At 42.4% G+C, this 24,813-nt stretch carries 32 protein-coding genes and 1 pseudogene; 18 read left to right on the top strand and 15 right to left on the bottom strand.

The annotated features are described in order from the left end of the window. Positions 1-26 precede the first annotated feature (26 nt). The 5 genes from NXX38_RS04245 (at position 27) to NXX38_RS04225 (ending at position 6,432) form a co-directional block, all read left to right on the top strand. The gene (locus tag NXX38_RS04245) at positions 27-503 is read left to right on the top strand and encodes a hypothetical protein (protein ID WP_008642501.1); all 477 of its coding nucleotides are present in this window, start codon (positions 27-29) and stop codon (positions 501-503) included. Beyond that, positions 490-1,920 carry a phage terminase large subunit gene (locus NXX38_RS04240; protein WP_258978651.1) on the top strand — a complete coding sequence of 477 codons (1,431 nt, stop codon included), beginning with the start codon at positions 490-492 and terminating at the stop codon, positions 1,918-1,920. The genes NXX38_RS04245 and NXX38_RS04240 overlap by 14 nt, the downstream gene beginning before the upstream one ends. Positions 1,921-1,935: 15 nt before the next feature. Further along, positions 1,936-3,360 (top strand): phage portal protein, encoded by a 1,425-nt coding sequence (locus NXX38_RS04235; RefSeq protein WP_005655441.1) that lies wholly within the window; start codon positions 1,936-1,938, stop codon positions 3,358-3,360. A gap of 284 nt (positions 3,361-3,644) precedes the next feature. Further along, positions 3,645-3,818 carry a hypothetical protein gene (locus tag NXX38_RS04230; RefSeq protein WP_165440415.1) on the top strand — a complete coding sequence of 58 codons (174 nt, stop codon included), beginning with the start codon at positions 3,645-3,647 and terminating at the stop codon, positions 3,816-3,818. Between the two features lie 4 nt (positions 3,819-3,822). Further along, complete coding sequence (locus NXX38_RS04225; RefSeq protein WP_258978649.1) at positions 3,823-6,432, top strand: ADP-ribosyltransferase; 2,610 nt, start codon at positions 3,823-3,825, stop codon at positions 6,430-6,432. Positions 6,433-6,472: 40 nt separating this feature from the next. Here the strand turns inward: NXX38_RS04225 and NXX38_RS04220 are convergent, their stop codons facing one another. From NXX38_RS04220 to NXX38_RS04150, 15 genes and pseudogenes are all read right to left on the bottom strand, one after another. Then, entirely contained in the window at positions 6,473-6,796 is a 324-nt protein-coding gene (locus tag NXX38_RS04220; protein ID WP_258978648.1) for a hypothetical protein, read from the bottom strand. A gap of 1 nt (position 6,797) precedes the next feature. Continuing rightward, the gene (locus NXX38_RS04215) at positions 6,798-7,562 is read right to left on the bottom strand and encodes an ADP-ribosylglycohydrolase family protein (protein ID WP_061437364.1); all 765 of its coding nucleotides are present in this window, start codon (positions 7,560-7,562) and stop codon (positions 6,798-6,800) included. Between the two features lies 1 nt (position 7,563). Beyond that, the gene (locus tag NXX38_RS04210) at positions 7,564-7,812 is read right to left on the bottom strand and encodes a hypothetical protein (RefSeq protein WP_061437363.1); all 249 of its coding nucleotides are present in this window, start codon (positions 7,810-7,812) and stop codon (positions 7,564-7,566) included. Between the two features lie 108 nt (positions 7,813-7,920). Then, positions 7,921-8,205 carry a hypothetical protein gene (locus NXX38_RS04205; protein ID WP_005655432.1) on the bottom strand — a complete coding sequence of 95 codons (285 nt, stop codon included), beginning with the start codon at positions 8,203-8,205 and terminating at the stop codon, positions 7,921-7,923. Next, entirely contained in the window at positions 8,202-8,507 is a 306-nt protein-coding gene (locus NXX38_RS04200; RefSeq protein ID WP_061437362.1) for a hypothetical protein, read from the bottom strand. The genes NXX38_RS04205 and NXX38_RS04200 overlap by 4 nt, the downstream gene beginning before the upstream one ends. Beyond that, positions 8,504-8,980 (bottom strand): hypothetical protein, encoded by a 477-nt coding sequence (locus NXX38_RS04195; RefSeq protein ID WP_061437361.1) that lies wholly within the window; start codon positions 8,978-8,980, stop codon positions 8,504-8,506. Before NXX38_RS04195 ends, NXX38_RS04200 begins: the two co-directional genes overlap by 4 nt. 207 nt (positions 8,981-9,187) lie before the next feature. Then, positions 9,188-9,718 carry a hypothetical protein gene (locus NXX38_RS04190; RefSeq protein ID WP_061437359.1) on the bottom strand — a complete coding sequence of 177 codons (531 nt, stop codon included), beginning with the start codon at positions 9,716-9,718 and terminating at the stop codon, positions 9,188-9,190. A gap of 135 nt (positions 9,719-9,853) precedes the next feature. Further along, a pseudogene (locus NXX38_RS04185) lies at positions 9,854-10,607 on the bottom strand (DNA-methyltransferase). Further along, complete coding sequence (locus tag NXX38_RS04180; protein WP_061437357.1) at positions 10,607-10,882, bottom strand: DUF3846 domain-containing protein; 276 nt, start codon at positions 10,880-10,882, stop codon at positions 10,607-10,609. Before NXX38_RS04180 ends, NXX38_RS04185 begins: the two are co-directional and overlap by 1 nt. Positions 10,883-11,046: 164 nt before the next feature. After that, positions 11,047-11,259: a hypothetical protein gene (locus NXX38_RS04175; RefSeq protein WP_008642513.1), complete on the bottom strand. Its 213-nt coding sequence runs from the start codon at positions 11,257-11,259 to the stop codon at positions 11,047-11,049. An 11-nt stretch (positions 11,260-11,270) separates the two neighbouring features. Then, positions 11,271-11,450 (bottom strand): hypothetical protein, encoded by a 180-nt coding sequence (locus tag NXX38_RS04170; RefSeq protein WP_005655424.1) that lies wholly within the window; start codon positions 11,448-11,450, stop codon positions 11,271-11,273. 11 nt (positions 11,451-11,461) lie between these two features. Continuing rightward, positions 11,462-11,602: a hypothetical protein gene (locus NXX38_RS04165; RefSeq protein WP_162487773.1), complete on the bottom strand. Its 141-nt coding sequence runs from the start codon at positions 11,600-11,602 to the stop codon at positions 11,462-11,464. Between the two features lie 41 nt (positions 11,603-11,643). Continuing rightward, positions 11,644-12,009 (bottom strand): hypothetical protein, encoded by a 366-nt coding sequence (locus NXX38_RS04160; RefSeq protein ID WP_005655422.1) that lies wholly within the window; start codon positions 12,007-12,009, stop codon positions 11,644-11,646. Positions 12,010-12,020: 11 nt separating this feature from the next. Next, positions 12,021-12,272, bottom strand: coding sequence for a hypothetical protein (locus NXX38_RS04155; RefSeq protein ID WP_007219348.1), 252 nt, complete (start codon positions 12,270-12,272; stop codon positions 12,021-12,023). A 25-nt stretch (positions 12,273-12,297) separates the two neighbouring features. Then, positions 12,298-12,474, bottom strand: a complete 177-nt coding sequence (locus NXX38_RS04150) for a hypothetical protein (protein ID WP_225665235.1) — start codon at positions 12,472-12,474, stop codon at positions 12,298-12,300. Between the two features lie 520 nt (positions 12,475-12,994). Here NXX38_RS04150 and NXX38_RS04145 point away from each other — a divergent pair. The 13 genes from NXX38_RS04145 (at position 12,995) to NXX38_RS04085 (ending at position 24,812) form a co-directional block, all read left to right on the top strand. Further along, positions 12,995-13,600, top strand: coding sequence for a hypothetical protein (locus tag NXX38_RS04145; protein WP_005655418.1), 606 nt, complete (start codon positions 12,995-12,997; stop codon positions 13,598-13,600). 8 nt (positions 13,601-13,608) lie between these two features. Further along, complete coding sequence (locus NXX38_RS04140; protein WP_065539754.1) at positions 13,609-14,256, top strand: hypothetical protein; 648 nt, start codon at positions 13,609-13,611, stop codon at positions 14,254-14,256. Positions 14,257-14,275: 19 nt separating this feature from the next. Continuing rightward, positions 14,276-15,511 carry a hypothetical protein gene (locus NXX38_RS04135; protein ID WP_044300313.1) on the top strand — a complete coding sequence of 412 codons (1,236 nt, stop codon included), beginning with the start codon at positions 14,276-14,278 and terminating at the stop codon, positions 15,509-15,511. Between the two features lie 11 nt (positions 15,512-15,522). After that, entirely contained in the window at positions 15,523-15,849 is a 327-nt protein-coding gene (locus NXX38_RS04130; RefSeq protein ID WP_024986351.1) for a hypothetical protein, read from the top strand. Between the two features lie 5 nt (positions 15,850-15,854). Further along, entirely contained in the window at positions 15,855-16,190 is a 336-nt protein-coding gene (locus NXX38_RS04125) for a DUF6706 family protein (RefSeq protein WP_005655413.1), read from the top strand. Between the two features lies 1 nt (position 16,191). Beyond that, complete coding sequence (locus NXX38_RS04120) at positions 16,192-16,524, top strand: hypothetical protein (protein WP_005655412.1); 333 nt, start codon at positions 16,192-16,194, stop codon at positions 16,522-16,524. Next, positions 16,515-16,985 (top strand): hypothetical protein, encoded by a 471-nt coding sequence (locus tag NXX38_RS04115; protein WP_005655410.1) that lies wholly within the window; start codon positions 16,515-16,517, stop codon positions 16,983-16,985. The genes NXX38_RS04120 and NXX38_RS04115 overlap by 10 nt, the downstream gene beginning before the upstream one ends. Beyond that, a complete protein-coding gene (locus NXX38_RS04110) occupies positions 16,982-17,407 on the top strand; it encodes a hypothetical protein (protein ID WP_005655409.1) in 426 nt (141 codons plus the stop codon). Before NXX38_RS04115 ends, NXX38_RS04110 begins: the two co-directional genes overlap by 4 nt. A gap of 15 nt (positions 17,408-17,422) precedes the next feature. Then, on the top strand, positions 17,423-17,932 hold the full coding sequence (locus NXX38_RS04105; RefSeq protein ID WP_005655408.1) for a hypothetical protein: 510 nt from the start codon (positions 17,423-17,425) through the stop codon (positions 17,930-17,932). A 68-nt stretch (positions 17,933-18,000) separates the two neighbouring features. Then, positions 18,001-18,612: a hypothetical protein gene (locus tag NXX38_RS04100; RefSeq protein WP_258978646.1), complete on the top strand. Its 612-nt coding sequence runs from the start codon at positions 18,001-18,003 to the stop codon at positions 18,610-18,612. A gap of 148 nt (positions 18,613-18,760) precedes the next feature. Further along, complete coding sequence (locus tag NXX38_RS04095; protein ID WP_005655406.1) at positions 18,761-18,889, top strand: hypothetical protein; 129 nt, start codon at positions 18,761-18,763, stop codon at positions 18,887-18,889. After that, positions 18,889-24,300 (top strand): tape measure protein, encoded by a 5,412-nt coding sequence (locus NXX38_RS04090; RefSeq protein ID WP_061437356.1) that lies wholly within the window; start codon positions 18,889-18,891, stop codon positions 24,298-24,300. The genes NXX38_RS04095 and NXX38_RS04090 overlap by 1 nt, the downstream gene beginning before the upstream one ends. 2 nt (positions 24,301-24,302) lie before the next feature. After that, positions 24,303-24,812: a hypothetical protein gene (locus tag NXX38_RS04085; RefSeq protein WP_005655404.1), complete on the top strand. Its 510-nt coding sequence runs from the start codon at positions 24,303-24,305 to the stop codon at positions 24,810-24,812. Position 24,813: the final 1 nt, after the last annotated feature.

The raw sequence follows: 24,813 nt of genomic DNA, 5'->3' as shown, positions 1-24,813 counted from the left end.
CACATAAACCAACGATAAATCAACGGATGGCACTTTTTGAGAAAGGAAATAAAATAGGGAATAGATTTTCATCTGATAACCAACCCCAAAATTCGGGTAGGAAGCCGTCCGTGTATAAATACATCAAAGATATTACGGGCAAAAAGGTAGCTCCGGAAATGAGCAAAGAGGACTACTATAAGGTTATCCGTTTCTTGATGGAAAGTACGCCCGAAACTTTGGAGGGGTTGGTTAAGAACAAAGACGGAACGCCCAACAAGAAAACGCCCGTGTGGGTGCTAAATGTGGTGTCTGCCATTAACGCAGATATTCGCTATGGTAGGACTTATACGGTAGATAGTCTGTTTGATAGGGTTTTCGGTAAACCCACCCAACAGATAGAGAGCGAAGTAAACGCACAAGTAACCAACAATAGCATGGATTTGTCGGCTCTTACTACGGATGAGTTGCTACAATACAATTCCTTGCTGGAAAAAATAAAGGCAGGCAATGGCACGAAGTAAGGTTACAGACGTGCCGATGGCACTTGCAGTGAAAATTGAGCTTTTCAAGCGTGGTTGTTTCGACTTCATCACCATAAAAGATGGTTTGAAGCATGAGAAGCAAGAACACGCTTTGAAGATACTTACCGACAATGAACACGTTGAACTTTTGTACGGAGGTGCTGCCGGGGGTGCAAAATCATGGACGGGGGCGGTGTGGCTTCTGTTTATGTGCCTCTGTTATCCCGGTTCAAAGTGGTTTATCGGACGTGCTGAGTTAAAGCGTATCACACAATCTACACTTATCACATTTTACAAGGTTTGCAATCAGTACGGGGTTGATGATAACTTGTACAAGTATAACGGACAATACAATTATATCGAATTTTTCAACGGTTCACGTATTGACTTACTGGACTTGCAATATAAGCCGGGCGACCCATTGTATGAGCGTTACGGCTCAATCGAATATACAGGCGGCTGGATTGAAGAGGGTGGTGAGGTGAATTTTGGAGCTTATGATACATTGAAAACACGTATCGGGCGACACCTTAACAATGAACTGGGGTTGAGGCGAAAGTTATTCATTACGTGCAACCCTAAAAAGAATTGGATGTATGATACATTCTACAAGCCGGATAAGAAAGGGGAATTGCCCGAATATATGTACTATCTTGCTTGCCTTGTACAAGAAAATCCATTCATAGACCCCGATTATATAGAGGGCTTGAAAACCACAAAGGATAAAGTAAAGCGTGAACGTCTTTTGAAAGGTAATTGGGAATATGACGATAACCCCAACGCCCTTTGTTCACATGATGCAATCTGTGAGATATTCGGGAATAAGATTTCAATCAAGACAGGTACAAACTATATTACAGGCGATATTGCACGCTTCGGAGCTGACTATGCCCGTCTTGCCGTTTGGGACGGTTGGCATATCATAGAGCTACAATGTTTTCCCGTGTCTAAGACTACCGACATTCAGACGTGGATAATCAACAAGCAAAAGAAGTATAGAATACCCAACCATAAATGTATCGTTGATGAGGACGGTGTAGGCGGTGGAGTGGTGGATAATTGCGACATTCAGGGATTCGTGAACAACTCTATCCCTTTCAATGGTGAAAACTACCAAAACCTACAGACCCAATGCGGCTACAAGCTGGCAGACCACATAAACGCTACGGAAGTGGGGATAGATGAGGATTTGATAAGCACTGCCGATAAGGAAGAAATCATAAGGGAACTGGAACAACTGCAAACATGGAAAGCTGATTCGGACGGGAAACTAAAATTGAAACCCAAAGAAGAAATCAAGATGGATATTGGTTGTTCCCCGGACTGGAGGGATATGTTTCTGATGCGAGCATGGTTTGACTATAACGAGTATGATATACCCGATGATATAGAACGCAGATTAGGTATAACCGCTTAAAAACAATAAAGCAAAATGGGATTATTAAACATTATTTCTAACGAGGTAAAGGCGGCTATTGGCTACCAACAAAACTTTGCCGACCTTTTGACGGCTAAGGATGTGACCCGTGCTCTTTCCATGATGAAAGCCCATGCGGAAGAAGCCGCCAATAATTTACGTGAGTATAAGATTGACACTCACAAAGTGATGGAGCGTAAGGATAGAGCCGTTTACGATAAGAAAGGCAACTTTCTACGTTGGAGTAAACGGTGGAAAATCCCCATTCCTTACCCTCAATTCATCAATGAAATTTCTTTGGTGTTTCTCTATGGCAGACCCGTAAAATGGCAACAGCTTTCAACTGGTACGGATTATGCTTTTCAGAACTACAAAGATTGGCTGAATGAAATACATTTCAATGCCAAAGTTAGAGAGGCTAAACGTTTGGCTGGTGCGGAGGGCATTTCTGCCATTCTTTACCATGTGTATCGGGATAGTGATAATAAACCATCCCTTTTGCTGAATGTGTTGAGCCGGGAAAACAACGATGATATTTATACCATTCGTGACCAATACAAACGGATTACCGCTTTTGCGTGGGGTTACTATCTGACAGAGGCAGGCAACAATACCGTTTACCATGTGGATATATACACTAAAGAGACTGTATATCGTGCTAAACGTGGCAAAATGGGTTGGGAGGTTGAGATAAAGGATAATCCAATAGGGAAAATTCCCGTGCTGATATTTGAGCAAACGCCCGAACATAAGGAGGTGCAACCCATGATTGAACGCTCTGAAATAATGGAAAGCACCGATGCAGATACTAATGACCGCTTTTCTAACCCGGCAATGGTGGCTACTTCTGAAATCCTCAATAGCTTGCCAAAGTCGGAAGAAGAAGCCAAACTGTTTATTCTCAAAAATGGCGGTGATGTACGCTACCTTACATGGAACGAGGCGAGCGAAAGCAAAAAGAATGAGTTTGAAAGATTGGATAAACACATCCTTTCAAAGTCTTTCACGCCCAACATTGATTTTGACAATATGAAATCATTAGGCAACCTTTCGGCAAAGGCTATACGCAAAGTGATGTTGCTTGCCGTTATTAAGGCTGAACGCCACAAGGAAAAGCACGATGATTATATGAAACGCCACGCTAATCTTATGATAGCTATTTTAGGTAATGTGCTTGACTATCGGCATAAGGCTGAATATGATGCCTTGCTGTTAAGGCATGAGTTCCAAGAGCCTTTCGGGGAAGATGTGAGCGAATTGCTTGCCGACCTATCTAAGCAATACAATGATGGGGCATTGAGCCGTGAAACCTATGTAGAATTGTCCTACCTTGTAAAAGATGCGAAACAAGAAATAGAGCGGCTAAAACAAGAAGAAGCGGAACGGATGGAGCAACAAATGGAGTTAAACAAAATGGATGTTTTCGGAGGGGCTGAATAATGGAAATAAAGACAAAATACAATGTTGGCGATAAGGTTTGGATTATGCGCAATAATAAGCCGGAGAAAATCCAAATTAGCAATATTGAAGTGGAGGTATAGGTGATGTACCTGTAGGTACTTGTTTCCTTTCGGGGGAGTATTATACCAAAATTATATATGTAGAGGTGCAAAGAAGTGAGTATAGAAGTTTTGGTGATAAAGACCCAATTTGTAAGCATAATGAATGTAATTGCTTCAATACTAAAAAAGATTTGTTATACAGTTTCTTAGATGATAGCGACTATGGCAAAGAAGAAACAGACATCAACGCAGAACTACCATTGTAGGGACTGCAAGCACGCTTTCGACTTCCACGAATTGAACTGGAAAGGTGAGCCGTTCTTATGCAAATGCCCTTTCCATAAATACAGCAAGTTTTTGGATAAGGACTATTGCACCAACTTCAAACTAAAGTAGTGGCATGGCAAAAAAGAAGTACATAGACTATAAGAAGATGCAAGCGGAGCTTTTCAAGAGAACGGAGGGTTACGCTGCCAATGTCCGTATCATCTACCAACAAGCATTTGAGCGAATAATTAACTTGGTAAAGGGTACGGAGTTGGAGGATGGGAAGCCGTTCTCTTTTGCCGACTATGGGTATAGTGAGGAAGTTACGCCCATTCTTAGGGATATGTACAGCCGTGTTTACCAAATTATCCGGGGCGGTGTAGAAAAGGAATGGCTTGCATCTAACGAGAATAACGATGCTTTGGTTAAAAGTGTGTTCGGTGAACAATCAATAAAAGATAATCACTTTGCCCGTTTCTTCAAGCGCAACAAAGAGGCTATGGATGCTTTCTTTGCCCGTAAGAGTGGTGACGGTGGTTTGAATCTCTCTCAAAAGGTTTGGCGATATACGGGTATGTTCCGTGATGAGCTGGAAAATACTTTGGATTTGGCGATTGGTGAGGGTGTTCCGGCTAATCGTTTGGCGGCTCAGATAAAGAAGTATCTACAAGACCCCGATAAGTTTTACAGGCGTTTCCGTATCAAGGTAGGGGAAGATGAGAACGGGCAACCTATCTATGGTAGAAAGTGGAAACGCAGGGTTTGGGACAAAGAAGCCAACTCCTACAAATGGGTGGATGATAGCCCGAAACATTTTCATCCGGGGCGGGGCGTGTACCGTTCATCCGCACGTAACGCCCAAAGGCTTGCACGGACTGAAACCAACATTGCGTATCGTACAGCCGATTTTGAGCGTTGGGCGCAACTCGACTTTGTGGTAGGCATTGAAATCAAGTTATCCAACAATCATCCCGTATCTGACATTTGCGATGATTTGAAAGGTGTGTACCCTAAAACATTCTGTTGGAAAGGGTGGCACCCGAATTGCCGTTGCTATCAAGTACCCGTACTGGCAAAACAAGAAGAATTGGACGAAATGCTGGATAAGATTTTGGACGGGGATAATCCGGCAACGGTGGAATGTGAGGAAAAGGTAAAAGAGCTGCCATCTCAATTTACCGGGTGGATGCAAGACAATGAGCAACGCATCAAGGATGCAACGGAGAAAGGGACTTTGCCCTACTTCCTACGGGACAATGAAAAGGTTATCTATCCACCGACTGCAAAAGAGATAGCGAAAGCCCGGCACGAAGCCCGGACGGAAGCGGAAGCAAATGCCATCCGGCAACGGTGGAATGTGAGAAAAGCGACCTATCACTATGGTAATAATATGCTCCGTGTTATGGGTGGTATTTCTGACGTTGATACTACGGCTTTAGCTGAGGCTCTAAAACACCCTGATTTGTCCGCTATCATGTTGGAAGCCCGTAAACTGAAAGTTATAGGCAAGGATATTTATTCACTGGGTTACATAGATAGCCCTATGGAGGTGGCTAAAAAGTTCTCTTTAGCCGATGCAAAAGCCGTAAACAAGGCGGTTGCTGATAAGCTGGCACAATGGGATAGCCTTTCTTTGGAACAACAATTAAAGAAACTGAATTTTGAAGCATACGACTTCTTAGGTGGTAACTATCACAATGTACAACAGAAGTACCCAACGTGGCAGGTGTCACAACAAGCCTATGTTAAACAGATTGGCATTGTTCAAGATAAGATAGATTGGAAAGCCATCAAGGATAGCTATGCCGACCTATCTAAGTTCTCTACCAAGTCCAAGCCTTACCAATCGCTCATTGCACAGCTTGAAAATGCAATCAACGGCAATGATAAAGCAATGGCACAACAAACCATTGCGGAACTTAATGCAAGGAAAGAAAGCATTGAAAAAGCCGCTGCCAAGCGTAAATCAAAAGTCAAGGATGTTAAGTTTAAGGATTCCGATTTTACGCAGGAAAGAAAGGATGCAGCGAAATGGTTTATTCATAGTTCGGATGCAAACGATTATTTCTTTGATAATGCCGTGGATATGTGGAAATTTGCAAGCTCCAATGAAAAGGCGGCTATGTATCAATATACGGCTGGTAGTAGTTACATAACAGAGCCTTTGCGTGCTATCAAGGGATATTATCACTACTATGGCAGTAGATTGTCCGAAGCCGAAAAGCATATTGCCGATATGACCCAATATATAGCCCGAAGCACACTTAAAGATGATGTTTGGGTAAAGCGTGACGAAATCAGTGCTTTTGTAAACTATCGGTTTGGGCTGTCTGATTTGGATGCTTACATATCTGACCCGTCTAAGCTTGTTGGCAAGGTTGGTACGGATGATTCCTTTATGTCGTGTGGTAATTGCCGGAATACGAACTTTGGAAGTAAGCCCGTTTGTCTGAATATCTATTGTCCGAAAGGTACACAAATGACCTACGCAGAGCCTTTTTCTGCATTTGGTTCAAGCCATGACAATGGGGACTATTGTCCGGGTAAGAAGTGGAACGGAACTTCTAAGCCTACAACAACGGGGGAAAATGAAATCATCCTACAGCGTGGCACTAAATTCAGAATCACTAAAGCCGAATACACAAATGGCAAATGGTATATAGATATGGAAGTTTTGGAACAAAGCCCGAAAGTGATAAAGGATATGGTTTCTACTCCAATGGGATTCTATTGCAAGTATTGACAACAAAAGAAAGGCGCATCAATTACGGTGCGCCTTTACTTTAATCTTTTATGTATGTAGTCCGATACAGCTTTCTAAAATCCTCTATATCCACCCTTTCAGCATATTTGCAGTACCTATTGAAAAGCACCGCTTTCAATGTGATGGGCACACCATCGTACAATTCAAAACTGGATAATCCGGCATCAGTGTATTCCTTTAGAATTGGGGTAATGAGTTCACATCCAGCATCGGTGGCAGGTATAGTTTGCTCAGTCCACCATTTTTCACAAAGCCAAAACATTTGCTTATCGCCATCTTTGAACGGGCATACCGTTTCGCCTTTGTAAAAGCGGCAAAATGATTGTAAAGCGTTTTTGTACATATTATTTTCTATTTAAGTTTCCGAAAAAATCACCAACTACATTAAGCATATCAGTAGGCAACAAGTCAAATGCCTTATCTGAAATTTCTTTTGGAACACCCCAAAGGGCTTCTGCCATTGAGCCGACTATTGCCCCTATCGTGTCGCTATCCCCACCCCATGAAATAGCCCGTCTGATTGCATCCTCAAAAGAGGTGCTTACACGAATAATTTTCAAACAAAGCGGCACAGTGCCTTGGCACGTTTCATCAAATACTCCGGCATAATAATCGTTTACCATGAATTGCGGATAGTACGATTGCATTATATTCTCAAATGCTTTCTGATTGTGGGTTGTCCTCAGATAATAAATAGCGTGTGCGACTGCTACAGCTCCTTTAATTCCCTCCGGGTGATTATGGGTTACTATAGCCGTTTTCTCTGCCTCCATCAAAACCTTATCCAAGTTGTCATAAGCCCATGCAACCGGGGAAACACGCATTGCAGAGCCATTACCGAAGCTGTTATATGGTTGTGGGTTGTCTGAGGCTATCCAGCGGGCAAAGCTGCCACCGTATGCCCCTTTCGGATTGGGGTATGCTCTACACCATTGGAGAAACTTATCTTTGTAATTTGCGCCCGTATTGATTGCATCCGCTACCGCTATAGTACAAATGGTATCGTCTGTAAACGTGCTATCCTTTGTGAATAGTTCAAAGTTGTAGTTGTCTGTATTGTTGAACTCAAAACGTGAGCCTACAATATCGCCTATAATTGCTCCTAACATATTATACCTCCTTTTCTTTTTTGATACCCCTATTTGATTGTTTTGTATGGAGTGTGCCATATCGTATAATGGCTTTTCTACCCTTGTGCTCACCATTCTTTAGAACATTCCATAGAGATTCTTTAGACACCCCTACTACTTCGGTTGGCAATAGCTCATATATAGCCGTAATACTTCCAAAGTAGTAGTGGTTTTTGCCCTTGTATGGTTCTTTTAGTTCCACATGGATAACTTTTCTTTGTTTTCTCATATTAAATGTGTTCTATAAACGTAAAATTACTATATTATATTTAATAAAACAAATGTTTACCGAGTTTATTTCATTATACAAGGTTAATGCGGTCTATCTCCATTGTGTTTATCCTTTTATTCGTCCTAAAAAAGACAATTTTAATATATCGCATTCCAAACCTATAACGGCAAACTCCAACATAGCATTATCATCAGAAAGGTCATTAACCTTTAGAATTGGATAATCTTCTCCGGTACTGGTTACATATCCCTCTTGTGAAATATCATCTGTTATGTGCTCATCGCTGGTATTACCAAAATATGAATCAAGACTTTTGATGATATGCTTGTTTAAATAATCCTCACTATACACAGAGGCTATTTTAGCTTGCTTCCTAAGTGCGTACCTCATAATTCATCTTTACCTCCTAATTCAGATAAGGCTTGCTCAAACTCTTTGATTTTCTTAATAGCATAATCCATACGATAAGTAATTATATCACGAATTGTATAATCTATATAGAATCGGTCTATAAGATGTTGAACGTAAAACCTTACAGGCTCCTCGCAATGATTCAACAGAATTACATAATTCGTGTTTCGTGGGTGAAAACATAGGAATCTATAATAATTTACTTTACCACACGAACATTCAATTAATTGCTCATCTATCTTTAATTTCTTAACATCTTCAGCATTTAGTATTGGTTTCATTCTTCAACTCCTTTCGGTCTGTTTATGTGTTTCCAGTGGGTTATCTTATAATCTTCGTAGTTGTCGGCAATTTTATCCAAGTAATCGCCAGTCCAACCAAAGTTCCATGATGAAGTAAGGTAATCCACTACTTTTTCACCATCGCACACATATTCTACACGGAGCAAGCACCATTCAAAAGTTTTTGGCACATCGTCTGTGTCCTCTTTGCATTCGTGCCATTCTTCATGCTCATTCCAACGCCTTGCGATTTCATTGCCTAAGTTGGTCGCATCTTCCAATGTCGCTTTGAAGTCCACATACAAATCCCTATCGTGTAATTTTACGCCTCCTATGGGGATATTCCAAGCACAATCCTTTTCTTTGATGCACAAATCGACTTTACCGTGATTGTCGCTCGGTAAACAGAGCATCTTTACTTCGTCTGTGTCAAAACTGCCTGACACAAATGTAAATTTTGGTGTTATCTTCATTTTGTTTCCTCCTTGTTTATGTTATCAATTAATGTTAGTCCAACCTCCATAGGGCTATTTTCAAACGTAATATCAGGCAGTAAAGCAGGGTCTATGTGTAACCCCGTTTCATAGTTTGAACTCTCGTAGTTACAAACCCAAAAGCTATTACATAGAGGGTCAAGTCTATCGGGCTTAAACCTCAAAAACAATTTCAATGAACCATCCCTATTTCTTGCTACCCACATAATTATTCCCTTTCTGTAATTTTTCAATTTTTATTTTTAACCTTTCTTCTGCCTCTTGTACGTTGGCTATTTTCGTTGCAAGTTTTTCACGGGCTTTCAACAAATCCGCATCGGTATTTTCATCGAAAAACAAGTTATGCACCTTGTTGTAAGCTACATATTCGTCAATCTTGCGTTGTACTTTTGTTACTTGCGCTTTTGCCGCTATTAACTTGTTTAAGTCCTCATTTAAGCGTACATCTAACCCTAAACGCTTATCATAGAAATGTAGGGTATATCTTACATTGTCTTTGGGATATTGGCATACAAGCCTTGCTTTTCGCCACTCTATAACCCATCGCCTACGCTCGAACACTTCACGGGGTAAATCATAGCTGAACAAGCGAATGTAGTTATACCCGTCCTTGCGCTCAAAGCCGATAAATACCCACCTTTGTACACCCAAGTCTTTTTCAGCTTTGGCGTAATACTTTGCCATTTGGAAAAAATCATCTACTCGTTCTTGTGCCATGAGTTTGTTTGATTTCGTAAAACTTACATGGTTTCTTTCTCGCTGTGATACGCCTTTGGAGTGCTTTGCAGTACATTCTGAAATCCGGGCAAGGCTCATAATGGATGCAATAGCTACAATGCCTATCGTTAGGTATTAGAAAAGTTTCCTTTGCACACATGGTAAAACTATGTTTGTTGCGGATTTATAAAAGTCTTTTTTTATCTCAAAACCGTATGCTTTGCGTCCACAATTTGCGGCGGCAAGTAGTGTCGTTCCACTTCCAGCGCACGGGTCTATCACAACATCGCCGGGGTCTGTGAAAATCTCAATCAATTTTTCAAGTAATGATACGGGCTTTTGTGTTGGATGCACTTTGGGCGTTCGTGTATCTCTTTGCATTTCCATACAGTTAAATATCATACGTCCATCGTTGTTGAACTTTGGCAATTTCTCTCTGTACAGTAATACTCCGTATTCACAGTTACCTACTATGCGCATATTTGCTTTCAAGACTTGTGCGGAAAAGTTCTTGCGAAATACAAGGTTTATGTATCTGTTTAGCCCGTATTCCTTTGCCTTGCGTATCAACTCGAATTGTTGTTCAAATTCACAGAAAACAATCATACAAGGCGATTTGCCCGTTTCCTTTGGTTCTTTGATTAGCATCTTTGAGCAGAAATGCAAGAACTCCGATATTCTAAAATTGTTGTCTGTATCAAAGAATGTCTTTCCGGCAAGTTCGCTTTCTCCGTTAGCGTTATCACCTCCGATGTACCAAGACGGATTAGACCCGTAGGCATCTTTTCCAATGTTGTATGGAATATCGGCAATGATAAGTTGCGCTTTTGGTATTCCGTATGTTTTGTAATTTTGAAAGTGGTCGTTAAATAGTTCCTATGTCTTTCATTATTGCACCTCCTTATCTTCACAAAGCACCACATCGCCAGCAATATAGTCAAAAAGAAATATGGCATTGTTCGTGTGCGCTATTTCGGTCGCTCTATGATTTACTGGGTAAAAGTCTTTCCCATTATCATTGATTACGAGAATATCCCCATTGTGTAGGTTTATAATATCAATGTAACCATCTACGAACTTTTGCAGTTCATCCAGTTGGAAGTCCAGCCCGTTTTGAGGTTGGATTTCCAATTTACTTCCGTCTGTCTTTATCAGTGTTGCCATCTTATTTTGCCTCCTTTCGTTTTAGTTGAAGTTTTACCTTTTCGGCATCAAACTCATAGTTCATACACTCAGTAAAGTTTCCCATTATAAGCATTAGAGGGAAGAGCATACCATGCTTACATCCTCTTCCTAATTCGTCTGATGCTGCCTTGCATGAATCACATCTATAAATGTCTTGTACTGTTACTATTGCCATTGTGAGCCTCCTTTCTTGCCTTGTGAACGCCTTTAGTATAATTGCGTTCAACACGTCTAACGTCATTGTATTTTGCTTGCGCTGTAGATTCTATCATGTGGGGTTTTTCGTTTCCCACCCAATGAGCATCCGGGTGTTCCTGCTGTATTGCCGCTAAAATGGCATCTTTCAATATTCCCATATCCTAAAATTTTATTGGTTGATACACACGCTTGTTGGAACGATTAATTTATAAGTCGCACCATTTGGGAAACCATCTTTAATGGCTTCTTTTATTTCTTTTGCGGATGGAACGCTGTTGCGCACTCCAAACTCAATCTTTCCCAAACGTCTGCCGTTATGGTCGAAAATGATATAAGTGTATTCATTCATAATTTTGAAATTTACTTGGTTACTACTGTTACAAATTGGCACTTTGCCCAAAGCGTAAAATCATTGCTGCTTATGTACTTCTGATTTTTGGCTTCAATGGCTTTAGCTTGTTTTTCGCTAATCTCTTTGCCTTGCAAATAATATTTTTTCATACGGTGTTGCATTGTGTAGGGGATTGCTACCCTACTGGTTATTACTTTCTTAAAATTTCGTCTAATAGTTCTTTGTCTAATTTCCAAAGGTTGTACCCTTTGGCTATTTTTCTTCTGAGATACTCTCTTTCTCCAATCATAGCTATTGCTTTTTCTCTTAAATCTGATGCACTCCACTTTTCGGCTTGTTCTATAAGAAAGTTTGCAAGACATTTGCGTTCTTCGTAAAGTTCACGAACTAACACCGTTTTTTGCTCTATTTCTTTCAGAGCTGCCGGGTTTTTCATCCACAACTTGCAAAACGCATCTTTATCAAGGTCTGTATTCATGTAGCAAGTTTCAACCTCTATATAGTTGTCCGCTGTTAGCTTCAACCCGGTTCTTTCTTCAAATTCTTTCTGTGTCATGGCAATATGTATTATAGTATTGATATTTCTTTTTGAGCTAATTTGCTGTCTGTGAGGCACAGCACTTCATATTTCATTTTTTTGTAGTTGTAAACTACCTCTAATGTGTTTTGCCCTCTGCCGTCTGCCCTTTCGTCATAAATGGTTTTGATATGCTGGTACATGATATTACCCATCATAAAGTTTACACATCCCGAATCATAGAAGTAAAATGCTACCGCATATTCCAATGTTTTCTTTTTATCAATACTCTTAGTTGCCATAATCTGAAAATTTAGTGTTGCATTATTATTTTTGTACTTTGTATATTTCAACATCAGGTACTACTTTCTCTACTCTGTTGCGTATGAAATCGGTAATAATATCTTCGTGGCTCCACTCTTTAGAATAAGACATTGTATCATGGTAGCCATCACAGATTACGCTTCCATTGCTGGTTACGGACAAGCTAAAATAGATAGCCATTTCTGCTAAACTGTGGCACTTAAAATGCTTGTTTCCTTTTATTAGAATATAATTCACATCCATATCACATATATTTTAAACGTTATCAATCTTATTACGATGCAAATATAGGCTATATATTTAATATAACAAAGTATTTGGATATATTTTTGGATATATTTTCAAAATACCTATGTGATAGTTGGTTTTGATAGTCTTTTAGTGGTAATTTCCTTTATTTAAGATGGGTGGAAATGCTCGAATGGATATATTTACTGCAAAACAGGATATATTTTGTGCTTTTTTGAGGATATATTTTTGTTGAGTGAAAAATATTATTCCTATTGTGTTAATCAAACACATATTTGTTATATTGAATATAGTAAATGAAAAATCGCTTTTACGTCTTGTTTTTAAGCGTAAGATGCTAATAGGCAAGTAATTTACCGAGTAAAATATGTGTGTTTATAGAACGCATATATGATTTTATTTCATATCTTTGCTCTGTAGAAGTTCAACTTACTAAATAACAAAAGCAACAATGAATAAGAAACTCTTTGAGAAAGTCAAAGGCTTGTGTAAAGACACTGGTCTTTCGGAGAAGTACCTTAAAGCGATAACCGAAAAAATGGGTGGCAGCATTGAGGATGATTCTACCGATGATGAGGCAATAGAAAGTACGGCAAATCTGATTGCGGAAGTGGCTAAGGAAAGTCAAGGTGAAGCAACCCGATGGGCAAACAAAAAGAAACCAACCCAAACCGAGGATGAGGAAGAGGAAGAAAGAAAGCGTAAGGAAGAAGAATCTAAACGTAAGGGCAAGGTGGCTTTGGACGAAGCGACTGAAAAGAGGTTAAAGGAAATGGAGGAAAAGATTGCTAACTACGAAGCCAAAGAAAGCAAAGAAGCCCGTGCGAAGGAAGTAGTTAAGGCTATGGAAAAGCACAAAATCCCGGCTTATCTCCGTGACCGTTTGGCAAAATCAATCTCCGATGATGAAGATATTGAGGATGCCGTTTCCGCTTACAAACAGGAGCTTATTACAAATGGGCTTGATGATGAACACTCAGGGGGTTCTAAGGCGGCAAGTGAAAAGCAAATTGATGAAGCTGCTGATAGCTTGCTGGAATCAATAACCGTAAAATAAAAGATGAAATGAAAAGAAAGACTGCTTCATTTACCGGGATGCGACCCATTTTCACGGGTTCGCCCTCTATCGTGCAAGGCGGCTTCAATCTGGACGTGGAAAACCAACATTTCGCTGTTGGCGATACCGTGCCTGCCGGAACGCTTGCTATCAAGGATGAGGTGAAAAGGACGGTGCAAGTCATCAAGACTGCAAAAGTGGTGGAAGTGGATGCGGAAAACACCAAGAAAGTAAGCCTGTACGTGGATGAGTTCTACGAGCCTTGCTTTGCCGTTGGTGATTTGGTGCTGAAAGACGGCACAGCCGCTACAGCCATTGCCGATGTTCCCACAATCGAAAAGATTGAGCGAAACGGAAACAATTACATTGTCACTCTCTCCAAAGCCATTGCCGGGCTTGTAAAGGATGATGTATTGGTAGAGGTTGTTTCGGACGGACAAGCTGCCGCAAAATCAAAGGAGCGTGGCACTTCCAACTCCGTACTGATTGCCGATGTGGAAGTAGGCGAGTTTGAAACCTCTGTAGATGTTTCTGCCGACACCATGCAATACGCAATGTACGAAAGACGTGTGCCGCCTATCCCTGCCGGGCAAAAGGACACTACGGGCGATTACTTGAAAGGGAATCCCCACGTGAAATTAACGAAATCACACTAACTAAAATTAGCGTAACGACATGAAATCTATTTTTTCAACATTCAAAGGGCTTCACAAGGACGGCAAACCGCTTGACTTTTTGGCAACGTGGAAAAAGACTTTTGATAAGGCTTCCGAACGTGAAACAACCCTTTTTCAGAAGATGTACTGTGATAGCTGGTTTACTACCAACACGCCCCAAATGTCATTGACTGCCGAGGCACTTGTAGGTAAGTACAACTTGCGTATCATGGCTACATTGATTGGTGATGAATCACCTACACCTATGAGGCGTTCTGACGGCTTCGATGTGTGGACTAAGGAAATCCCCCGTGTGGGTCACAAGTTCCCCATGTATGCACGTGATTACCGTAAACTGATGGAGGTTTACGAAAATCCCCGTTTGAGTGAATCCGCTAAGGTGAAGCAAATTGAAAAGACCCTTACCCACGACATGAAAGATGCTTATTTGGGCTGTAAGGACGTGATGGACTTTATCGCTCTGATGGCATTCTCTAATTGGGGTGTTGCTCAGTTCGTGCCGGAAATCAACAATCCGGGTGGACGTAAGTACGAGGTGGATTATCAAATGCCGGAAACAAACAAGCTGGTATCAGCTTTCTTGTGGAACTCTGCCAATACCAAAGCTGGCAAGTTGTCCCCCGTCCTGATGTTGTCGGCTATCTGTAGTGACCTGCGTAACCGTGGCATTGAGCCGGGCGAAATCCTTATGAGCCAAGACCTCTATTTTTGGCTGCGTATGGACGAAACAACCCGTTTGTTGGTGCATGGTAACGATAAAAAGGCTCAGACCGTAACAACGGCTCAGATGGCAGATTTGCTTGCTGGTAATGAAATTCCCCCTGTAACGGTGATTACCCGTAAAATGGGTATGGATATGGACGGTAAGCGTAAATCGCTTGAACCGTGGAATCACAACTTTATCTGTATCAAGCCTGCCGGGGTTATCGGTGAAATTCAGCCCGCCATTGAAGATAGCGAGTTGATAGAGGAAGAAAACGTGGACTACATGAACGCTGGCGGTGGTATTCGTATCGCCAAGTGGCGTACCGGGGAATCCACTGGTCAAGTTGCAGCCGAATATACACAAGGCTCTGGACGTTTGTTGCCTCTTATCACTGAAATTGGTGCTATCATCTGTTTACAGGTGCGTGGCTTTGAGGAAAAGGAAGTACCAGCCGATGCAAATGGTGTGGCACGTACCTATTGGACTAAATCCGAATTTGAGAGTGCAACAGCTCTTGAAGTAGGCTAAACCTTTTGCTTATGGAACTGACAGTAAAGAAAGCGTTTATAGACAAAAACGACAAAGGCAAAATCTACAAGGTAGGTGAAACCTTGCATACCGATGAGCTTAACCGAGTTAATGATTTGGTTGCAAGGGGCATTTGTGTGATTAAGTCTTTGGAAAGCAAACAGGCTGAAAAGGTCACTTTCCAAGACAATGAATATGATTTGAATGTGGTAAAGGATGCTTTGGAATCCATCAATGCCCCCGTTGCCAAAAATGCCGGGGTTAAAGGTGTAACCAAAGCGATTGAAGCCCTTTCAGATGAGAGTGTAACGGCTTTGAAAGAAGCCCTTGAAAAATAGTAGTGATGGGAACTTTGACAAAATACAATGCGTTGGTGGGTGAGCTTGAGCCCTATACCCCAAGCCGCCTTGCTTTGCAAAAGGCACTTGCTGATGTGAAGATAAGCGACTGGGATAGTGAGTACAATGCCGACACAGACCAACGCACGATAGCCATAGCCGCTATAAAGGTGCTAAAGCGGATGATTGTGCTTACCAATGACACGTTAGGTAAGTCCTCACAAGGCTACAGCGTGGAGAAGTTGGAGAAGCGCATTAAAGACCTTTGCAACGAGAACGGTTTGGACGTTTCGGATTTTGTCGAAGTTTCTTCCATTACGGACGGCTCTAATTTGTGGTGATATGGCACGGAATAACGGAACTTTCAGATACACCGCTTTGCCCCTTGAAGCAACAAGGGATGAAGCAACGGGATTTTACACGGACGATGATGCGCCCGTGTGGGTGAAAGGCTGTGAGTGTCAAGTGGAGAAATTCATACCTGCCAAGCAACGATTGGGAACGGACGGGCAAATGTATTCATACACCTTTGATGTGTTTTTACCATCCTACTTTGAGGGTGATTTGAGTATAGGCGCACGTGTGGAAGTGACTTTGGAGCGTGGAGGTGTGGATGAGTTCACCATTTCGGGAATAGATGATACAAACCCTAAATACATAGAGATATGGGGATAATGCCGATGTTTGACAAAGGGGCTATCTTAAACCCCGTGGCTGCTTTCCAAAAGCAACTTGAATTGGCTTTCGTAACCTTGTTAAAATACATGGGCGAAAAGCTGGCTAAGTATGCTAAGGATAGCCACAACTACCAAGACCAAACGGGCAATTTAACCAACTCTATAGGCTATGCCGTGGTACAGAATAAGGAAATCGTTTACTATGGTGGGTCAGACCAGCCCGGAGAGGGTGCGAAAGCCATGTTGGAGGCTGCAATGAAGTATGCCGCCACGCTGCCAAACACTTTTTCCCTCATTATAGTAGCCGGAATGAATTATGCCGCCTACGTGGAAGCCAAAGGGTACAACGTGATTCTACCTGCCGAACTGAAAGCCAAAAGCGAACTACCTGCCGAGATTAACAAGTTGGTGATGAAAGCTAATAAGAAAGCAATCGAATTATTCGGGAACGCAGCATGATAACGACTGAGGAAATAGCAACAAAGGTTTACGCCATGCTTCAAGCAAGCGAGGTGAAAAACTTCATTTCGGGTGTGATTGATTACGAGCGTAACGACTACACCAAAGAGGATGTGATAATTGTCCCTCATACGATAGACGGTGAAGCATCCGTGCGCTACGGTCAGATAAACGTGAATATTCATGTGCCGGATAAGGTGATAGCCAAAGGCAAGGGGCAAGCCGTTTACAGGACACATTTTAAGAGGCTCATAGAGATAAGGGCAAAGGTGGTTGAGGTGTTGAAAAACCATTATGAAAGTGGGAAAGGCTATAACTGGAACATAGGGCGGTTTAACCCACCGATTAAGGAGAAAGACCAAAACGAACATTTTGTTTCCCTTGCTTTGGAGCTTACAGTAAGAGAAAAGAGTATCAACTAATAAAAAATTAAGATTATGCCGATTTTAGCAACAATGGGGTTGAAAAAGATTTATATCGCCCCTGCCATGACCGATGGAAGTATGCCCGCAAAAGGCAACCAATGGCTTGATTTGGGCGATGTGTATCAAGACACTTGCAACTTGAAAGATGATTCTCCCGAAATCACGGAACATAAGTCGGAAACGTCAAGCAAGGTTATTACGTTGGTGGGTGAAACACCTACAAATGTGGAGCTTTCTTTGATGGACCCGGATTTGGAATTGCTTGCACGTTATTTCGGTGGTACTATTGCTGGAGAAAAGGGCAAGCGCACTTGGATTCGTCCACGAAAATTGGAATACAAGGAGTGGGCGTTATGGATTCAACCGGAAGAGGGCTTGTTTATCGGGTGTGCCAATGTGCGTATCATCCCGACATTCGAGATTACCTATTCTTCAAAGGGTATCTGCCTTGTGCCTATGACTATCAAGTTTCAATCAAACTTGCAAGCAAGCGAGGAAATGAGCGACCCAACAGTAGCATGACACTGAAAAAGTCTGAGAACCGATAGCCTCCTATCCCCGGATGGGGGGCTTTTTAACTTTTAAGACAAATGGAACAACTGAATAATGAACGTGAATTGACCCGTGAAGAACGCTTGGAAATCGAAGAAAAGGCGATACAGGCACTTGTGAACATGGGAGTGAAATTCAATGTACCGCTTAAAATTAACCCGGTAAAACCGCCCCGTTTCATCCGTTGGTGGAATAAGCATTTTCCGAACCATGTAAAGATGTGGCGTGACAAACGTATTCCCAAAGGCTGGGACGTGTCCGAAACGGAAGTACCCAATGCCGCTTTGCAAACTATGGAGCGTGTATATATGCGCCACTTCCATTTGAAGCCTCTTTATTTGGGTACGATGGATTGTTTGAGGCGGTTGTATCTGAATATAGAATACGATGAGGAAAAGATACAAGCCGAACCCATACAGGAAAGCAAACGCCTTTTCAAGTATATTCCTCTGATGGCTGAGATTGCAGCCGTAGCCGTGCTTAACAATCCCGTGGTAGCTGACCCCTCTAAAGACAAAGAGGTGAAAGCTTTGAAAGCGTTTTTCATGGAACACCTTACATCTACCCGGCTTGAAAAGCTGGCAGACGTGATAAGCCAAATGATGAATCCCGGGGTTTTACGTCCTCTATTCGGTCAATACGGGAGATAGGAACGACCAATCCGAAGAAACTCAAAGCAAACCGAGTAGAGTAATCGGGCTAAATAGCCCGTGGGGTAATCGTGGGGAAATTATCAAGTCCTTTGGCTGGACTTACGATTATCTGCTTTGGGGTATCAGTTGGCTAAACGTACAAATCATGCTGGCAGATGCGGCACGTGTGGAACAAGAGCCGGAGCAAACGGACGGAAACAAAGATGGTGGGAAGCCGCCTGTACAGCTAAAGACAAAGGATGATATTAAGAATTATCTGAAAGGAATAATGTAATGGATAATATAAACGGAGCGTTGGCGTTCAAAGCCACCCTTGATATAAATGATTTCAACGTGTCGGCACAAGCGATGGAAAGGAGTATCAAACAGGTTTCATCCACAGCCGTATCGGAATCGTCTGTGATGGATAACTCCATTCAGAGCTTTGCGCAAAATGGGGCGAAATACATTGTTTCCTACCTCGTTGGGCAGGGTATGGGGACTTTGCTTCAAAGTATTGTGCAAACACGTGGGCAGTTTCAACAGTTGGAAATTGCCTTTACAACCATGCTCAAAAGTGGTACGCAAGCAAAGGGCTTGATGAATAGGCTTATTGATACAGCCGCCAAAACTCCGTTTGACCTTTCGGGCGTTGCGAGTAGTGCCAAACAGATGCTTGCTTACGGCTCAACCGTGGATAATGTGGTGGATGAGCTGGTAATGCTTGGTAACGTGGCTTCGGGCGTGGGTGCGCCACTACAGGATATTGCCTACCTCTATGGAACGCTACGGACACAAGGCAGGGCATTTACCGTGGATATTAGGCAGTTTGCCGGGCGTGGTATTCCCATCTATGAGGAACTGGCTAAAGTGCTTGGCGTAACCAAAGATGAAGTTTCCAACCTTGTAACGGAGGGTAAGGTTGGCTTTGCGGAAGTAGAAAAGGCTTTCCAAAACATGACGGGTAAAGCCGGGACTTACTACAACCTCATGCAAGAACAAAGCAAGTCCCTAACGGGTATGATTTCCAACATGGGTGATGCGTGGGAACAATCGTTAAACAAGTTGGGTGCGGATAACCAAGATGTTTTTGCCGGAGCTATTGAAAGTGCTACCTATATGGCAGAGCATTTGGATGATATTTTGCGTATTTTGAAAGCCGTTGCTATAGGCTATGGAAGCGTGAAAGCCGCTATTGTACTGAATACATTAGCCACAAAGGGATATACGGGCGTTGCTCTTTTGGATAACACGGCAAGGCAGGCTAAGATTTCCTTAATGAAGTTGGAAGCCGTTGCTACTGGGCAGATGGTAGCTCAGACAAAAGCGATGGTTGCAGCCCAAAACAGCCATGTCGCAGCATTGCAAGCGCAACTGACGGTAGAGGAACACGCCAACATGGTAAAGCAGTTACGCATTGCCACCATTCAACAAATGCTTACCATCCAACAAGCAGAATACCTTTCCAATTTGAATCTAACGGCTTCTTCTGCCAATTATGAGGCGGTGGCTCTGAGTGTTCTTACCGTTGAACAAAAGCAAGCTCTAAGCAAGTTAGACTTGTCGGCTAAAAGTGCCGTGTATCGTGCCGCTTTGGAAAATGAGGTTGCCGTTAAGACACAAAACAGTGCGGCTACCTTAAATGCCATGCGTACCGATGTCAAGGCAGCAGCCGTAAAGATGGAATCGGCACGGGCTGATGCACTGGCGGCAAAGGCGGCTGTAGAACGTGCCTATTTGGAAGTGTACAGGGCACAACAGACTGGGAACGCTGAAAAGATAGCCATTGCCACTAAGAAGATGGAGGCAGCGGAGGATAACGCAGCTATCGCACGAAAGACGGCTTTAGCCACCCAATCCGATTTTTACGCAAAGAAAAAACTACTTGAAGCTACAGCCACCAAGCAATCCACAGCCGCTTCCGTGGCAGATACTACGGCAAAGACAACACAAGGGGCTGTAACTTCCGTACTGACTGCAATCACGACAAAAGCAACGGTAGCGGTGAAAGCTCTTTGGGCTTCCATGATGAGCAATCCTATCGGCTGGGTAATGGGATTGATAGGTGCATTAGTCAGTGTAATTACTCTTTTTACGGGCAAACAAAAAGAAGCGACCACGGCAACGGGTGAATTTCAAGATACCACGAAAAAAGAGATTGACGATTTGAATTTACTTTTTGCCGTATTGCAAAATACGGAGAAAGGAACTCAAACACATAAAAATACGATTGAAAAAATCAATGCCGTATGTAAACAATATAATAAGACATTGCTTGATGAAAACGCTACACTTGATTTACAGCGTCTTAAATATGAGGAATTGACTACAGCCATTCAGCAAACTACAGCCGAAAAAATCAAGGCTAAATATACCGAACAAGCTATGCAAGAACTGGTACAAAGCCAAACGGATGCACTTGATAAGCTGAAAGAGAATGCCGAAGATGCAACCTACAAAGAAATTCAAGAAGTTATGGAAACCACCCCGGAGGGTGTAACCGTTATGATGAATAAGGTTGTTGATGTGGCTTCAAGTTCTATTCGTGGAGCTTCGGGGGCTGTATGGGATGCGGTAGAATCTATGGCGGTAGAATCCGCAAACCAATTGAAAGGGCTAACAGGTCAAGCCTATACCGATGCGTTCAACAACTCATTGGATAGCATTGTTTCTGCCGTACAAAAGTCCACCGGGGCTACAGGTAAAGAAATGGATGCTTTCAAGGAAAATATAAAAACTTATCTTGAAAGTGTCGCACAATCAGCAAAAAAGGCAGATGAAACCATAGGCAAGGTAGATAGGCAACTTGAAAAATTCTATGGTAAAAAAGATACGACTTCTGTAACAGAGAGTACCGACTATGTGGCTATGTCGTTTAACGAGCTGGATAAGAAAATAGGTGAAACTCAGAAAAGTATTGATACCCTCAATGCCAAAAAGGTAAAGGTGGAAGCCGATAATACCCAACTGAAAGAGCTGAAAGACTTGTTGGATAAATTGAATGGTGCTGTAAACACCAAGAATACAAACCTTAACACGGAAAAGGGAATATCAGACCGTATCAAGCAGCTTAAAGAATTGCGTGAAGCTGCCATTATCGGTAGTTCTGACTATAAGAGTTATGATACGCAAATAAAGAAGTTGGAAGCCCGTTTACCCAAGCATACCACGGGGGATAAAGCGGATAGTGCCGCCAAGCAACTACGTGAAAGGCAACTTGAAGCTGACCGCAAATTGGAGGCTGACCGTATTGCAGTCTTGGAAGAGGGCTACGAAAAACGCAAGCGCACCCTTTCGCTCCAACACAAGGAGGCATTGGATAATATAGACAAAGAGGAAAAGGCTTTGGCTAAAGCTCGTAAGGATGCCGGAAAAGGTGGCTTATCTAAGTCTGAAAAGGACGGCTTCGATGAAAGGCGAACACTTGAAAACAAGAAATATGACAAAGCCCAAAACAAACTCTTTGACGGTGAAATAGAGTACAAGAAACAGCAATATGCCTTGTATTTCCGTTGGGTGCGTAACATGGGCGAAGATGTAGCCAATACCCAATTTGCCACGCTTTTAAAAGGCGGTAAATCATACAAGGAGTATGTGGAAAATGAAATCAAGGCTCTAAAGGATAAACAACAAGCCGGAACACTCACAGAGGGAGAAAGTAACCAACTTATTTCCCTTAATATGCAATACAATGAAATCACGGGGGCAAAGTCCGCTATGGATTCTTTCAAGGAATCTGTATCTAAGACCATTCAGCAAGCCCAAACACTTGCCGAGAAGTTGGAAGCCATAGCCGATGCAAAAGAGAAGCTGGCTAATGGAAGTTCCGGGCTTGTGGGTGCTGACGAAAAAGCGGAAGCCACTTTGTTTGTTTCAGAAGAAGATGAAAAGTTACAGGAAGAAGTACAGCAAAAGATACTTTCCTCTTACAGAACCTTTGAGGAACAAAGAAATGACATCCAAAAGGAATACGCCTTGCTGCGTGCTGCCGCTCAAAAGACGGGCGACCAAGAACGGATTAACCAAGTAAACAAGTCGGAGGCAGAAGCGTTAAGCACCCTTACCGCCAATATGTTAAAGCAATCGGATAGTTGGAAGAAGTTATTTGGCGATTTGGATAGCCTTTCTGTAGCTGAAATAGATAAGTTGGTGGCTGATATTGAAACAAAGCTAAAAGATGCGGATTTGAAACTGAATCCCGTAGATTACCGTGCTTTGATTGATAGTTTGAATCAAGCAAAGGAAACGCTTATTTCAAAGAATCCCTTTAAGGCTTTAGGCACGTTCTATGATGATTACATTGAAGCCAAAAAGAAGCTGGCAGAAGCCAAAGCGAATGTTGCTGCCGGAAAGGGTACGGATGAGGATGTGAAAAAGGCAGAGGCTGACATGAAGAAAGCCGCCAAAGGCGTAACCAAGTCCATTGAAACGATTACCGATACGGCTACCACGTGCGGCAATGCCATTGCATCCATGTTTTCTGATTTGGGACAGGATGATTTGGCAAACGGCTTAGGCACTGCAATGGAGTTGTTCGGGCAGTTGGGCAATGCCGCCGCCTCTGTAGGTAAAATGATGAGCGGTGACATATTGGGAGGCGTTACGGGTATGGTAAGTGCCGTTACTTCTGTAGTGGGCATATTTGCCAAATTGCATGATTCCAAGTATGAGAAGAAAATTCAAAATCTGCAAAAGGAAATAGATGCGCTGGAACAATCCTACAGCCGTTTGGAACGAGCCTACAATAATACTTATTGGGTGTTCAATGATAGCCAACGTGAAGCCTACGAAAAGAATATCCAACTGATTAACGACCAAATACGGGCTTTGGAACAAGAAGCCAACGTAGCAAAGAAGAATTGGGATTTTGCCCGTTACGCTCAACTCAACAAGGAGATTAAGGAACTCAACAAACAGTTGAAGAATGCGGAAGAAAACGGAGATATGTTTTCTATCTATGAGGCTCAGAAAAAGAACCTCAAACAGCAACAAGAGGATTTAAGAAAGCAAATTCAAGCTGAAAAGGATAAGAAGAAAACCGATAACGGAAAAATCCAACAGTGGAACGAGCAAATAGAATCCATTACCCAACAGATAGAGGATTTGGATAGGTCAATGATGGAAACGCTTGCCGGAACGGATGTAAAAACCGCCATTGATGAATTTGCCGATGCGTTGGTAGATGCTTATTGCAAAGGTGAGGATGCAGCGGAAGCATTGGGCGAAAAGACAAAAGAAGTCCTTAAAAAAGCGGTTGTGGAAGCGTTGAAACGTGAGTTTTTGGCAAAGGGAATCAATGATGCCGTTCTCTATTTGGGAGAATCCATGAAAGACGGGAAACTGACCGATGTAGAGAAGCGAGAATTTGAAAGGATGGTGAACGCTGCCGGGGATTTGTTCAATTCCGCATTGGAGGGTATTGGTGATTGGATTAAGGATGTGGAGGAAGAAACCGTACAGCAAGACCCCCTTACGGGTGCGGTTACTTCCATGAATGAGGAAACGGGCGGTGTGATAGCCGGGCGGTTGAATGCCTTTGTCATAAACCAAAGCGACCAAACCTCTATTATGAGGCAGGCACTTGTTTACCAAGCCGAAATAGCCGCCAACACGAAGTTGAGTGCATCAGAGCTGACGGAGATTAAAACTACTTTGAAGCGCATTGAAAATAAAGATAGTTCACTTTTATCACAAGGAATAGCATAGTTATGGAACTGGTACAACAACTTAAAGAGGATGGCAAGGCAAAGGGGCTTTGCCGGATGTGGCAAATGAAGCTAAGAACGGGGCTTGACTATGAGCAACTGATACAGCTTTACATTAAGGGCATAGATTTCTGTATATCGGAGAATTACCCCACGCTTGACTTTATACGGGAACACTTCAAAGGCAAATGCGAGGTTTACGGGGTGTTTGTGGATGATGAGGTTACGGATAAGGTGAATTTACCCGATGTGGTGCTGAATGGTGACTGCAAAGCTATGTTGGAGTATGACGGCTATTCTGTTTCACGGGTATATGCACGGCATGATTCCCATAGTGCCGTAAACGTGTCGGACAATGCGATTGTTACCATAGACGCTTTCGATAACTCGTATCTGTATGTGGCGGTAGCCGGAACGGATGCAAAGGTGCTTGTGAATCTGTATGGCAATGCCAAAGCGGATATAGAGGGAGTGGGGATAGAAGTTAGACAAATGAATAAAAATACTTACTGAT

The organism is Bacteroides sp. BFG-637 (genome assembly GCF_024793605.1).
In the GTDB taxonomy this organism is placed as follows: Bacteria; Bacteroidota; Bacteroidia; order Bacteroidales; family Bacteroidaceae; genus Bacteroides; species Bacteroides vicugnae.
The sequence above is the reverse complement of the archived record's forward strand: the minus strand, read 5'-3'. Positions and strand labels throughout refer to the sequence as shown.